The organism is Lysobacter sp. GQ73 (assembly GCF_059758755.1).
Genome location: NZ_JCAXEE010000002.1, coordinates 445,113 through 457,882, shown reverse-complemented (window position 1 = coordinate 457,882; position 12,770 = coordinate 445,113). Strand labels below are relative to the sequence as shown.

General features: G+C 68.7%; 15 protein-coding genes. 8 read left to right on the top strand and 7 right to left on the bottom strand.

Annotated features, from left to right (window positions below; genetic code table 11):
* Positions 1-22: 22 nt before the first annotated feature.
* On the bottom strand, positions 23-775 hold the full coding sequence (locus AC6CH2_RS06950) for a class I SAM-dependent methyltransferase (RefSeq protein WP_498268579.1): 753 nt from the start codon (positions 773-775) through the stop codon (positions 23-25).
* Between the two features lie 376 nt (positions 776-1,151).
* Between AC6CH2_RS06950 and AC6CH2_RS06945 the strand changes: the two genes are divergently transcribed.
* A complete protein-coding gene (locus AC6CH2_RS06945) occupies positions 1,152-1,925 on the top strand; it encodes a hypothetical protein (protein ID WP_498268578.1) in 774 nt (257 codons plus the stop codon).
* Positions 1,915-2,553: a hypothetical protein gene (locus AC6CH2_RS06940; RefSeq protein ID WP_498268577.1), complete on the top strand. Its 639-nt coding sequence runs from the start codon at positions 1,915-1,917 to the stop codon at positions 2,551-2,553. Before AC6CH2_RS06945 ends, AC6CH2_RS06940 begins: the two co-directional genes overlap by 11 nt.
* Before the next feature lie 163 nt (positions 2,554-2,716).
* Here the strand turns inward: AC6CH2_RS06940 and AC6CH2_RS06935 are convergent, their stop codons facing one another.
* A complete protein-coding gene (locus tag AC6CH2_RS06935) occupies positions 2,717-2,881 on the bottom strand; it encodes a hypothetical protein (protein ID WP_498268576.1) in 165 nt (54 codons plus the stop codon).
* A gap of 532 nt (positions 2,882-3,413) precedes the next feature.
* Here AC6CH2_RS06935 and AC6CH2_RS06930 point away from each other — a divergent pair.
* Both AC6CH2_RS06930 and AC6CH2_RS06925 read left to right on the top strand, forming a co-directional pair.
* Positions 3,414-3,596, top strand: a complete 183-nt coding sequence (locus AC6CH2_RS06930; RefSeq protein ID WP_498268575.1) for a hypothetical protein — start codon at positions 3,414-3,416, stop codon at positions 3,594-3,596.
* Positions 3,593-3,928: a hypothetical protein gene (locus AC6CH2_RS06925; protein ID WP_498268574.1), complete on the top strand. Its 336-nt coding sequence runs from the start codon at positions 3,593-3,595 to the stop codon at positions 3,926-3,928. Before AC6CH2_RS06930 ends, AC6CH2_RS06925 begins: the two co-directional genes overlap by 4 nt.
* A 193-nt stretch (positions 3,929-4,121) precedes the next feature.
* Here the strand turns inward: AC6CH2_RS06925 and AC6CH2_RS06920 are convergent, their stop codons facing one another.
* Together AC6CH2_RS06920 and AC6CH2_RS06915 are read right to left on the bottom strand one after the other, a co-directional pair.
* Positions 4,122-4,373, bottom strand: a complete 252-nt coding sequence (locus tag AC6CH2_RS06920) for a nuclear transport factor 2 family protein (RefSeq protein WP_498269096.1) — start codon at positions 4,371-4,373, stop codon at positions 4,122-4,124.
* Between the two features lie 240 nt (positions 4,374-4,613).
* Complete coding sequence (locus tag AC6CH2_RS06915; protein WP_498268573.1) at positions 4,614-5,234, bottom strand: hypothetical protein; 621 nt, start codon at positions 5,232-5,234, stop codon at positions 4,614-4,616.
* A 381-nt stretch (positions 5,235-5,615) separates the two neighbouring features.
* Between AC6CH2_RS06915 and AC6CH2_RS06910 the strand changes: the two genes are divergently transcribed.
* Positions 5,616-6,170 carry a GNAT family N-acetyltransferase gene (locus AC6CH2_RS06910; RefSeq protein ID WP_498268572.1) on the top strand — a complete coding sequence of 185 codons (555 nt, stop codon included), beginning with the start codon at positions 5,616-5,618 and terminating at the stop codon, positions 6,168-6,170.
* Between the two features lie 52 nt (positions 6,171-6,222).
* A complete protein-coding gene (locus AC6CH2_RS06905; protein ID WP_498268571.1) occupies positions 6,223-6,594 on the top strand; it encodes a low affinity iron permease family protein in 372 nt (123 codons plus the stop codon).
* A 22-nt stretch (positions 6,595-6,616) separates the two neighbouring features.
* Here AC6CH2_RS06905 and AC6CH2_RS06900 read toward each other — a convergent pair whose 3' ends face one another.
* Positions 6,617-7,858: an MgtC/SapB family protein gene (locus AC6CH2_RS06900; RefSeq protein ID WP_498268570.1), complete on the bottom strand. Its 1,242-nt coding sequence runs from the start codon at positions 7,856-7,858 to the stop codon at positions 6,617-6,619.
* 29 nt (positions 7,859-7,887) lie between these two features.
* The gene (locus tag AC6CH2_RS06895; RefSeq protein ID WP_498268569.1) at positions 7,888-8,925 is read right to left on the bottom strand and encodes a zinc-dependent alcohol dehydrogenase; all 1,038 of its coding nucleotides are present in this window, start codon (positions 8,923-8,925) and stop codon (positions 7,888-7,890) included.
* Between the two features lie 59 nt (positions 8,926-8,984).
* On the opposite strand from AC6CH2_RS06895, the gene AC6CH2_RS06890 reads away from it, so the two are divergent.
* On the top strand, positions 8,985-9,821 hold the full coding sequence (locus AC6CH2_RS06890) for a response regulator (protein WP_498268568.1): 837 nt from the start codon (positions 8,985-8,987) through the stop codon (positions 9,819-9,821).
* Positions 9,818-11,857, top strand: coding sequence for an ATP-binding protein (locus AC6CH2_RS06885; protein WP_498268567.1), 2,040 nt, complete (start codon positions 9,818-9,820; stop codon positions 11,855-11,857). Before AC6CH2_RS06890 ends, AC6CH2_RS06885 begins: the two co-directional genes overlap by 4 nt.
* Here the strand turns inward: AC6CH2_RS06885 and AC6CH2_RS06880 are convergent.
* Positions 11,851-12,573, bottom strand: a complete 723-nt coding sequence (locus AC6CH2_RS06880) for a helix-turn-helix domain-containing protein (protein ID WP_498268566.1) — start codon at positions 12,571-12,573, stop codon at positions 11,851-11,853. The genes AC6CH2_RS06885 and AC6CH2_RS06880 overlap by 7 nt on opposite strands.
* Positions 12,574-12,770: the final 197 nt, after the last annotated feature.

Below are 12,770 nucleotides of genomic sequence, written 5' to 3'. Positions count from 1 at the left end.
CCGGAGCGGGTGGCGCGCGAGGCTATCGTTTTCGGCACTCGACGACCGCGGCGTGCGGCCTGTCGATGTAGGCCTGCAATGCATGCGGCAGCGCCTCATGATCGCGGCGCCGATCGATATCCGGGTCGCTCCATGTCACCGTGACGGCGCCCGCCGCCTTCAGCGCGGCGTCGATCGATTCGGCCGACCAGTACCAGGCGTGGACGCTCGCGTCGTGCTGCTGATAGCAAAGATCGAGCCGGATGCGGCTTCCGTCGCGGTAAGGAGACTGGCCGTCGTCGGGCGTGAGCCGAAAGCCGCAACCTTCGTAATAGCTCGGCAATGGCTCGAAGCGAGGGTGGATGGGCAGGGCGATCAATCGTCCGCCGGGACGCAGGGGACGCATCATTTCGGCGCACATCTGGGTCAGCTCGGCGGCGGTCGTCGCGTACGGCAGCACGTACACCGACAGCACCAGGTCGAACGACTCCGCGTGCTCGGGCGTCAGCGAGGAGGTGAACTCGACATCCGCCTGCTCGAGCTGCGCGAGGCGCCTGGCGTAGCTCAACATGCCGTCGGCCAGGTCGTAGCCGACGACTCGCCGGGCGCCGGCGGCCTTCAACGTTCTCGAATAAAAGCCGCTGCCGCAGCCGAAATCGAGCACGTCGAGCGACTCCAGGTTGCCCAGGGCGGCCTTGACGCTCGGCGTCTCGATGCGCTTACGGAACGGCCAGTTGGCCATGTCCTCGTAAAGGGCTCCGAGCCGATCGAATTGAGCAGCGGTTTCCTTGGCCATGGCATCGACTCCCGAGTCGGATGTATCCATCGAACGCAGGGCGCCATACTTTGGAAAACGGCTCGCGGGAAAAGAGCGGGCCATCAAGCTTTCGGGTATGAGCAACGGCGAAAACCGGTTTTTGTGACTGCTCAAACCGATTTCTGTGCCACCGGGTTCGGCGTGTCCGTTGGCGCTGCGTTACGGCGTTTATCCATCGCTCAACGACCTCGCTGAGCGATTCGGTAAGCGAACTCCGTGAGCGATTTCGCCGATCGGTCGGGCGCGGACCCAACCCATCCGGACCCAGTCTGCCGAACGCCCTGCAGGCCGTCGCCCCTCTCCATGAGCGCGCGCTGCTTGTTATGCTGCCGGTTCTCCATGGACTGGACTGGCTTTGTCGCTCCGAACCGCTCATGCCCGGACCTGTCGCGGCCGCATCGTCCGGCTACGCGTCGCCGTCCCCGAGGGCGAAGGCCGTTACTGCCTGCACTGGATCGACGAGACCGCCCCGGCGGGAGATCCTCCGCGCCTGTGGTACGGTCGCGTGCAATCGCGCGCGCAGGATGCGGCCGGCGAGCCGGCACGCAGTCTGCGGATCCTGGAATCGATGACCGCGCGTGCCGCGCCGGTGAGCTTGGGCCTGATCGCGGCCGCGGGCGAGGACGAAGACTGGGTCCATTGGGTAGTCGCCGACGACGACTCGCCCGGCCTGATGCCGCCCCATCGCGCAAGCGTGATCGACCGGGCCCTGGCCGGCGGTCAGCGCTGGCTGCCGGGTTTTCTGGCCGCGGGGTTCGTCGCGGTCACCTCGATGCTGTGGCTGATTTCCGGCGCCGGCGACGGGTTCCTGATGTGGTGTGCGGTGCTCGCCCTGGTCGTCTCGAGCCTGGCGGCCTTGATGACCGGAATCATGCTGTACGAGCATGCTGCGACGCTGCTCGAGAACCATCGCTATCGCGAGGCGATCGAGGCGTCGGAAGCGGGCTTGCGCCGGGCCCGTGCGCGGGTGCGCGAACATCCCGCGAGCGATTCGGCGGGTCGGAACGAAGCCGAGGCCCCAGCGAAAGCCGAGCACGAAGCCGAGCGCGAGGACTACGAGCCCTTATCGCCTCGCCGCCCGCTGGCCCGCGGCCGCAAGCGCAAGCGCAGGGCACGTCATGGACGCTGAATCGATCCGACTGCTGCAGTTGCGGGGCGAGCTGCTCGGCCTGGAAGTGGAGACCGAGTCCGGCGGCGGCAACCATCTGCACTTCGATGTCTACCGCTTCTCGTTCGGCGAACGTCGTCTGGTGTTCTACAGCCTGCGCGGCAACCGCCGCGTCGCGCCGTTTCTCGCCGCCGGCGACCGCGTCGAAGTGGTCGCCCATTGGCCGGGGCAGACGCGCGGCGAGGAGGGGCTGGTATACGCGCTGCGCAATCTTGAGGACGGGCGCGTCTACCTCAGCCATGCGATTTTCCGCATCCGGTTCCCGGCGCACGCGATGACCGCATTCACTGCGCGCCGGCAGCGGGAGATGGGGCGAATGCTGGGCGGGGTGGCGTTGGGCACGATGTCGCTGCTGGCTGTCGTCGCCTTATTTGCCGGCTCGGAGCCGCAGTGGAGCCTGCTGATGGCCTGCGCGGTATTTTTCGCGGTCGGCCTTGCCGTGATCGCGCTGTCGGCTGCGTCGGTGCGCGCTTTGTGGCGGCGCGGATGGGTCACCCCGCGTCAGCACCTGACCGACCGCATCTACGCTGCGCTCGGGCTGGGCCCGGCGGTGGCTTCGCGCTTGCCGCCGCGAGTCTACGAGGTTTGAGGCTTTCCGCTCGTGCTGCGCCGCTCGGTCAGTGAAGCACCGCACCGGGCGCGATCGAAGGCTCCGACATGCGCTCGACCGCGAAGCGAATGCGGGCGTCGACGTAAGGCAGGTCGGTCGTGCGCGCATGGGCATACACACGGCGGACCACGTCGGCGAACTCTTACTGAGCCCGATCGGCGTCGGGAAGGCCCAGCAGCCAGGCGGTCACGGTGGCATCCATCAGGTCCAGGGCCTGCTCCAGCCCAGGCGCTCGGCGCGTGCCCCGCTTAAGCGTACGCCCGGCGTGGCCGCGGATAGAGAGTTGACGTCGGTCTTGGGCGTTCATCGAAGTCTCCATATACGGTCGAGCGGTATCCTGGTTCTCATGGAATAAGTCGAAGGCCGCGAGCCGCGAGCCGCGACCGGTCCGGGCCGGCAAGTCCTCGCTGTGCGTGGCCGGTATTCGGCACGGCCTTGCCGTTAATGCGCATGCAACAGCCATGCCAGCCGTTGCCCGTTGTCCGTTGCCCGTTCCCCGTCGCTGGCGCCGTCGCCCGTCGGCGCCGGCCGAGCGGCCGTGTTTGGTGCGTAGTTATTGCCTGCGGCCGCAGTTATTTCGTCGTCGCGGGCGGCGAGGGGCCACGCGGCGGCCGCGGAAGCCGGACTTCCCGCGCAGCCTCGGCGACGAGCAGCCGCCGGCCGATCGGGCAGGTTCCGCAGCGCTCCTGCTGAAATTTCTTCATGGGGACGCCAGCAACGGCCGCCGAAGCGTCGCCAGGCGTGAATAAAACCGAGCGCGATTGTGATGCGACGCTAACGGCGCATCCGCCATCTTGGCGGCGCGAGCACCGCCGAACGCATTCGAGACGAGGCGCACCATGAGCAAGATCAAGGGCGAAACCCCGCACAACGAAGAGGTCTGGACGGATCGGGGCGAATTGCGCAATCCCACCGACCGCTCCGACCAGCCCGGGCAACTCGCGCCGGACCGCGACCAGACCAGCGCGCCAGCCGATCCGGGTGAGGCTGCAACCCCCGATGCGCGGAGCGGGCGGGCATGAGCACGCACGCTGGATCGCCGCAGCGTACGACCATGTGGCGGGCGCACCGCGCCGCTGCCGTATGGAAGCCGCTGCTGATGGGGTATGTCGCCGCCGCGGCGGCCTTCGCCTTTCTCGGGGCTGGAGCGAGTCCGGCCATCGGCACGAAGTCCGGGCAAGGCGGTCTCGTCATGGACCGCTTCGATGGTGCTGCACGCCGCGCCGTGCGGTCCGTTCCTGCCTCCGGGATCGTCGGACCGCGTCTGGGGGATCGCGACGGCGACTGTATTCGCGATGCCGCCCGATGCATCGCCGAGCGAGACCCGTCGCATGACCCTCCGCTCAAGCCCTAGCCGAATCGTGAGGCCGCCAACGCGTCGGCCGGACTGAGCCGATGCAAGCGCCGATGGCGGTCGAGCGCGCGTGGAGGACTGGGCGCGCGATTGCAGCGACACGGTGCCCGATGTGCCCGATGCGGGTCCGCACCTGGTGCCATGGCGACCTGGCCGGCCAGGCGCGGCACGAACCGCTCTAGCCGTCGTATCTCTACGGCCTACCCGGTTCGACCACGAAGGCCCGGAGTTCGGCCATCTTTCCGTCGCGAAAACGCCAGACGTCGCAATAGGCGCTAGGCGCCTGCCGGCCCCGATCGTCTGCGCCGGCGACGTCGCCCATCGCGACGACCCAGTCGGCCTGCGCGATCATGTCGGTCACGGTGAACTGCGGCGGATCGGCGTAAGCCGTCTGCATCCAGCGGCGGACCGCATCCTTTCCCTTGAGCGTTTGGTCGCCGACGATGGTCCATTCCAGATCGTCCGTGCAGAACGCCAGGAAGCCTTCGATGTCTCCAAGCCGATCGCCCGGTTGGCCGCTTCGAGGACGGACTGGTTGCTCTTCGGCATTCGCGCCTCCACCGTTTGGCCCATCGCGATTAGCTGCGCCGCGACGGTCGTGAAGGTAGTAACGAATGCCGCGTTACATCGCCGTGAACCGCGCGGCGAGGGCAAGCGCAAGGCCGTCGATGCGGCGGCGATCCGGTCAGTGCGAAAGCAGCGTAGGCACCGAGGCGTGCGCCATCAGAAAGCGGGTCACGCCTCCGAGAACCTGTTCGCGCAAGCGCGAGTGGCTGTAGCCGCCGGCGACCAACAGATCTGCCGAAGCCTCCCGCGCATGAATGTCGATGAGCGCCCCGACCTGCGCGGCCGGCGCCGAACGCCTTATCACTCGCGCGCTGACCTGGTTTCTCTCCAGGTGCCCGATCAACAGCGCATCCAGCGATTCGCAGCGCGACGATGCCGGGTCCTCGTCGACGATGAGCAGGTCGACCGAGCGCATGCGCCGCAGCCACGGCATCGCATCGTGCAGCGCACGCGCCGATTCGCGGGACGATTTCCAGGCGATGACCGCCTTGTCGAAACCGGGCGTGAGGGCGTATGTCGGGATCAGCAACATGGGTCGGCCGGAGGCGACCAACACGTTGGCGGCCAGGCGTTCGCGGGCCTCGCGCTGGTCGCCGGCGACGGTGCCGACGACGACGAGATCGCTCTGCCGCGCCGGCTCGATGCATAGCTCGGCGGGGGTCGACCAGTATTCCTGTGCCTGGTGAATCCGATACGGCACCGATTCGGCGGCGAGGCAGTCCTCGACCGCGTCGGCCATCGCCTGGGTCGTGGCTGCCGCGCAATCGCGCATGCTCTGGTATACGCCCGCGGGGTAGTAGGCCCAGGCTTCGGCGATCGGCGCCGCCTGGCTCACGCCCACCAGCGCGGTTACCCGGCCGCCCCCGATCCGGGCGAGGGCGCAACCGGCGCGCAGCGCCGGGGATGGAATGTCGCCCATGAGCAGGGGAACGAGAATGTCCTTGAACACTGTGCCGCCCTCGGTCGCCGATTCGTGAATCGATACTGGCCTGAGCCCTGGCGGCCGTGTTGACGCCGATCAAGTGTCCGCGCCGACCGCCGCGCCGGTATTTGACATGGATCAAGGACCGGGATGTCCGCAGGCCTAGCCTGCGAGTCGACACCCTCTCAGGAGTTCGCCGTGACTACCCAAGCCATCGATACGACCCGTTCGGCGCCGGCCCCGTCCCTGCGCTGGTCGCAAACGCTGCGCGACCGCAGCCAGGTGCTGATCCGTTCGATCGGTCCGCAGGACCGGGACGCCGAGCGCGCCTTCCTCGAAGCGTTGTCGTCCGAGGCTCGGCGCTTCCGCTTTCTCGGCCAGGTCAAATGTCCCAGCGAGCAGCTGATCGATCGCCTGACGGATCTCGATCCCGATAGCGAGGCGGCGTTCGTGGCGGTAATACCCGAAGGCAGTGCAGAGCGCATCGTCGGAGTCAGCCGGTACAGTGCGTCGGCCGACGGCGCCAATTGCGAATGTGCGGTGACGGTGACCGACGAATGGCAGAACAAGGGCCTGGGCAGCGCGTTGATGAAGCATCTGATCGAATTCGCGCGCAAGCGCGGCATTCGCCGCATGTACTCGGTGGATCTGGCCGAGAACCTGCAGATGCGCGATCTGGCCCGCTACCTCGGTTTCCATGTGCGGGTGGATCCGGACGACGCCAGCCAGGTCATTCACGAACTGTCGCTGTAACGCCGCGACGACGCCTGCGTCGTCTTCTCCATGCCGAAGCAAGGGAGCCATCGTGGTGGCGACGCAGACCTTCGATCGATTCTCCAAGCTCGCGGCGCGCTTCGCCGGCCGCTCCATGGCGTTCGCCCTGGCCGTCGCGATCATCGTCGCCTGGCTGGTCACCGGTCCGCTGTTCGGATTCAGCGACACCTGGCAGTTGGCGATCAATACCGCGACCACGGTGATCACCTTCCTGATGGTGTTCCTGATCCAGAACACCCAGGGCCGCGATACCGAAGCGATCCAGATCAAGCTGGACGAGCTGATCCGCTCGTCCGGTGCGGCCAATAACGCGCTGATGGACGTCGAGGAACTCGACGAGGCGGCCTTGGACCGTCACCGCGCGCGTTACGAACGGTTGGCGCGGCAGTCGCGCGAATCCTGAGGCCGGCCGCCGACGCGGCTGTTCAGCCGAGCGCGGCGACCGCGGCGAACGTCGCCGCCATCGCCAGAATCCCGGGAATCAGCCGCAAGGCGAAGCGACGGCTGCCCTTGACCGCGGCCACCAAACATTTAAGCAGCGAGTTCGCAGCGAACGCACCGATCAGGCCCAGCTCGGCCCAGCCCGCCTGATCGGCCTCGCGTGTCGCGGTTTGCGCCGCCGACGCGGCGGCGGCATGGACGTCGACCAGGCCCGAGGCGGTCAGTACCCACGGCAGGCTGGCGTCGCCGAGGTAGGTCTTGGCGATCGCCGCAGCCAACATGACCGCGGTCAGCAAGGCGACGAACCGCAAGGCCGACAGCGGTTCGAACGGGCGCTTGGGGATCAGCGTGCGGGCCGCGACCGGCAGCGGCGAGGGCCGCCGCAGCGACAGCCATGCCGCGACGGCGACGACCAGGCCCGAGGCCGCCAGGGCCGGAGCCGTGCGTTGCAGCATCGCCGGCGACAGCGCGCCGATCACGACCGCGAGCTGCACCACCGTGGCGATGTTCGACATCAGCGCGGCGCTGGCGGCGGCGTCGGCCAACTGAGGCGCCGCGCGGGCGCGGTCGGCCATCGCGGCCACCGTCGCGGTACTGGACACGAAACCGCCTGCGAGGCCCGCGATCGACAGGCCCAGCCCGGCTCCGAACAACCGCAGGGCGACATAGCCCGCCGAACCGATCGCCATGATCGCGACCGCCAGGACCCACAAGGTGTGCGGATTGATCGACTGCCAGGGATCGATGGTGCGGTCGGGCAGCAACGGCAGGACCACGAATGCGGCCGCGGCCAGCAGCAGGAGATCGTGCAGTTCCTGGCGGGTCAGGATGCGTTTGCTGAAGCGATGCAGGCGCTGCCGGCTGGCCAGGACGATGGCCGTCACCACGCCCAGTGCGCCGGCCATGGCCGGCGAACGCATCGCCAAGGCGCCCAGCAGCAACGTGGCCAGCAGCGCGATTTCGGTGGTGAGCCCTGGATCGTGATTGCGCGTTCTCAGGTAGGCGGCCGTAACCAGCGCGCACAGGAACGCACCGGCGACCAGCAGGGCCATGTCGCCCAGGCTCGCGGCGACCGCGCCGGCCAGGCTGCACAGGATGAAGCTGCGGATGCCGGCGGGCTCGCGCAGGGGACCGCCGCCTTTGGCGCGTTCGCGCTCCAGGCCGATCAGCACGCCGATGCCCAGGGCGACGAACGCCCCGTTGACCTCGGGCGAGAGGACGTTCATCGCAGCGGTCTCATCGGCGGAGCGTCGCGTCAGGCTACCAGGCTCATGTCCAGCACGGCGCGTCCCTCGATCTCGCCGACCCGCAGGCGATCCAGCACCACGTTGACCCGGTCGAGCGGATAGGGCTCCACCATCGCCTGGACCTTGCCGCTCGCCGCGATCGCGATCGCCTCGGCCAAGTCCTGACGGTTGCCGACGATCGACCCCCGCAGGGTGATGCGCTTGAGCACCACGTCGAAAATCGGAGTGACGAACTCGCCGGGCGGAAGCCCGACCATGCTGATCGTGCCCTTGCGCCGCACCATGCCGAGGGCCTGGGCGAAGGCGTTGGGCGACACCGCGGTGACCAGCACGCCCTGCGCGCCGCCGCCGGTGCCGCGGCGCACGTCCTCCAGCGCGCCGAGGTCGTTGGCGTTGACGACGATCTCCGCGCCGAGCGAACGCGCCAGTTCGAGCTTGCTTTCGTTGACGTCGATCGCGGCCACGTGCAGTCCCATGGCCTGGGCGTACTGGATCGCCAGATGGCCCAGTCCGCCGATACCGGAGACGACGAGCCACTCGCCCGGGCGCGCCTGCGTTTCCCGAATGCCCTTGTAGCTGGTGACGCCGGCGCAAAGAATCGGCGCGAGTCCGACGAAGTCGCAGCGATCGGGCAGGATGGCGACGTAGTCGGCCTGCGCGATCGCGTACTCGCTGAAGGTGCCGTTGACGCTGTAGCCGCTGTTGGATTGCCGTTCGCACAGCGTTTCCCAACCGGTGATGCAGTATTCGCAGCGGCCGCAGGCATGGTGCAACCAGGCGATGCCGACCGGGTCGCCCGGGCGCAAGTGCTTCACGCCGGCGCCGACTTCGGCGACGGTGCCCGCGCCTTCGTGACCGGGGATGAAAGGCAGGACCGGCTTGACCGGCCAATCGCCCTGCACCGCATGCAGGTCGGTATGGCAGACGCCGCTGGCGCGCAGCTTGACGAGGATCTCGCCAGGGCCGGGCACGGGCACGGGCAAGCGCTCGATCGCCAGCGGAACGCCCAGGCGGTGCGCGACCGCGGCTCGCATCGTAGCGTCCATCGAACTTCCTCCGATCCAGTCGCTTTCGACTTTGGGCCGGGCGAGCGGGCAGGATCTTGATGCAGGTCAATCGATGCCGCGAAGCTTGCGGGCGACGCCGGATCGGCCCATTCTTGCGCCGTACCTACCCGCAAACGGCCGCCATGCCATCGCCCGCAAAGGACGCGACGTCCTCGGCCAGCCCGCAGCCCAGGCTGCTGGTGGTCGACGACGACGCCGACATCGTCGCCTTGCTCTCGCGATACTTCGGCGCGAACGGCTATCGGGTGAGCGGCGCCTCGAGCGCAGCGCAGGCGCGCGCCTCGATCGCGTCGGAGGCGGTCGATCTGGTTCTGCTCGATCTCGGCCTTCCGGACGAGGACGGCCTGTCGCTGCTGCGCTGTCTGCAGACCGAGTGGCGCGGGCCGGTCATCGTGATCACCGGGCGCGGCGAGGCGGTCGAGCGCGTCGTGGGCCTGGAGCTCGGCGCCGACGACTACGTGACCAAACCGTTCGACCTGCGCGAGCTGCTGGCGCGGACGAGGTCGGTGCTGCGCCGCGCCGCCAGCCGGCCGCCCGCGCCTGCGGCCCCGGCTTCGGCGGGTCTGGCGTTCGAGGGCTTCCGCCTCGAGCTGGGGTCGAGACGGCTGACCGACGCGGCGGGAACCGAAGTGCCGTTGACCACCGGCGAATTCGAATTGCTCAGGGCGCTGCTCGAGAAACCTCGCCAGGTGCTCAGCCGCGACGAACTGATGACCCGCATGCACGGCCGGCAAGCGGGTCCGTTCGATCGCAGCATCGACGTGGGTATCGGCCGGTTGCGGCGCAAGATCGAACCCGATCCGGCCGCGCCGCAGTTGATACGGTCGGTGCGGGGCGCGGGGTATCTGTTCGCTGCCGAGGTCCGCGACGCATGAGCGACGCCACGCTGCTCCCCGGATTGTTCGAAGCCGTCCCCGACGCGCTGATCGTCGTCGACGGCGACGGCCGCATCGTGCAGGCCAACGCCCAGGCCGAACGTCTGTTCGGCTATCCGCACGGCGCCCTGGCGAAGGTGGCCATAGAGCAGCTCATCCCGGAGTCCGCGCGCGAACGGCATCGCGCTCACCGCGCGCACTACATGGTGCAGCCGCACGTGCGGCCGATGGGGGTCACGGGCCAGAGCCTGATCGGACAACGGCTCGATGGCGCCCAGTTTCCGGTCGAGATCGCGCTCAGCCCGATTGGCGGCGATCGCGAGCCGCGTTACCTGGCCTCGGTGCGCGATGTTTCCGAGACGCAGCGAGCCCGCCAGGCGCTGGTGCGCGCCCGCTACGATGCGCTGGCGGCGCGGATAGGCCAGCTCGCGCTCGAAGCGCAGGACGAATCCGGGGTGGTCGACCACGTCCCCGCGCTGCTGGCCGCCGCGCTGGATATCGCCGGGGTCGCGGTGGTGTTCGTGTCCGACGACCGCCAGAGCGTGACCACGCGCGCTTCGATCGGACTCGATGCGACGGCGGCGGCCAGCGGCTCGCCGGTCGGCTTCGACCGCGAGAAGCTGCTGGCGCGCATCGCCGAAGGCGAGACGTTGGTCGTCGACGATCTCGCCCGCGACCAGGCCGAAGGCGGCCGCTTTCCTTTGCTGGCGTCGGGCTCGGGCAGCGGCGCCCTGCTGCCGTTGGCGGACCGGGGCCGGCCCGTCGGCGCCCTGTTGGTCGTGGCGGCGCAGCCGCGCCGTTTCGATCACGACGCCCTGCACCTGCTGCAATCGGTGGCCAATCTGATCGCCGCCTTCGTGCAGCGCCGACGCACCGAAGAGCAATTGGCGCACTCGCAGCGGCTGGATGCCGTCGGCCAGCTGACCGGGGGCATCGCCCACGACTTCAATAATCTGTTGACGGTGATGTCCGGCAGCCTGCAACTGCTGGAAATGGAGTGCGAGCACATGCCCGAGGCCAGCGAACTGATCGCCAGCGCCTTGCGTTCGGTCGGACGCGGCGCGGAGCTGACCGGCAAACTGCTCGCGTTCGCGCGCCGGCAACGGCTGATGCCGCAGACCGTCGATCCGGCGGCCCTGTTGCGCGACGTCGAGACCATGCTGCAACGCACGCTGGGCGACAGCGTGCGTCTTAACGTGCTTTGCGGGGAGCATCTGCCGCCGGCGTTCGTCGATCCGACCCAGTTGGACGCGACCTTGGTCAATCTGGCCTTGAACGCCCGCGACGCCATGCCGCGCGGCGGCGAGATCGCCATCGAGGCCGGCGAGCACCGGGTCGAGGAACCTACCGCGACGGACCAGCTCGCGGCGGGACGTTATGTGCGCATCGCGGTGACCGACACCGGCCGCGGCATGGCGCCGGAGGTCCTGGCCCGCGCGATGGAGCCGTTCTTCACCACCAAGGACGCGGGGCGCGGCAGCGGATTGGGACTCAGCATGGCCTACGGCTTCGCCAAGCAAAGCGGCGGGCATCTGCGCATCGAGAGCGCGCTCGGATACGGCACCCGCGTCGAGCTGTACCTGCCCGCCGCGCAGGCGGCCACGACCGCGGTCGCGGCGACTGCCGCGGCGCGCGTCAGCGGAGCGGGCGAAACCTTGTTGGTGGTGGAGGACGACGAGGCGGTGCGCAAGATCGCAGTGACCTTCCTGCGCTCGTCCGGATACCGGGTCGTCGCCGTCGCGAACGCCGAGGACGCCTTGCGGGAGCTGTCGGCGAACCCGTCGATCGCCCTGCTGTTCAGCGACGTCATGCTGGGCGAGGGAATGACCGGCAAGGAGTTGGCGGTGGCTGCGCGGGCGCTGCGGCCGCAACTGCCGGTCTTGTTGACCTCGGGGTACGAGGTCGATGCCGCCGCCGAGCCGGTGGGTTCGGAAACGTTCGAGCTGTTGCGCAAGCCCTATCGCCGCGAGCAGTTGACCGCGGCGATCGCCCGCTCGCTGGATCCGAGCACCGGCGAGACGTCCGCGACTCAGTGACAGGCGGCGCCGTCGCGCAGCACGCTGTGCAGGCCGTTACGGTCCTTGATGCAGATGTCCCGCCCGGCGACGCTGATCAGGCCGCGGGCCTGCAGGCGCGACAGCACGCGGGTCACGGTTTCCAGGGTCAGCGACAGGAAATTGCCCAGTTCGGCCCGGGTCATGCGCAACTGCAAGCGGCTGGGGCTGAAGCCCAGCAGTTCGAAGCGCGAGGCCAGGTCGAACAGGAAGGTGATCACGCGCTGATCGGCGCCGAGCGTGCCCAGGGCCAGCATCCAGCTCCAGTCGCGGCGGATCTCGCCGGCCAGCAGCGCGGTAATGCGTTCCTGGAATTGCGGCATTTCGTCGCGCAGTCGGGCATACGGCAGTTCCCACAGTTCGCCGGTGTCCAGGGCCATGACGTCGCAGGCGTAGCTCGGCATGTCCAGGGCATCCAGTCCGAGCAGGTCGCCGCGCATGCGGAAGCCGGTGATCTTCTCGCGGCCGTCCTCGCTGACCACGGCGGTCTTGAAGAAGCCGGCATGCACCAGATACAGGGCGTGGCGGGCCTGTCCGGCGCGGAACACGTACTGCTTGGCGCTGACGCGACGGCGCTGCAGCGGCCATGCCTGCAGCAACCGCTCCAGGCTGAGGGTTTCGTGCGCGCGCCCGACGCAAGCCGAGTGGAAGTAGGGTTCGGCGGAGGGCTCGGGGTGGCGAGTGGCGTCGAGCAACATGGCGGCGGTCCGCGGTGGGTTCGAAGCGACATTACCCGCGCCGGCGCCCGCCACGATTCCAAAGCGGTAACCGTCGGTAACGGTTTGTAACCGGCTTTCGCGCGGGTCGTGGCCCGGCGCGTGGCGCGGTGCGTTGCGGGCGTCGCCAGGCCGCGAGCTTGATCCGGGTCAAAGCATGGCCGCGCGGCCGGAGCAGA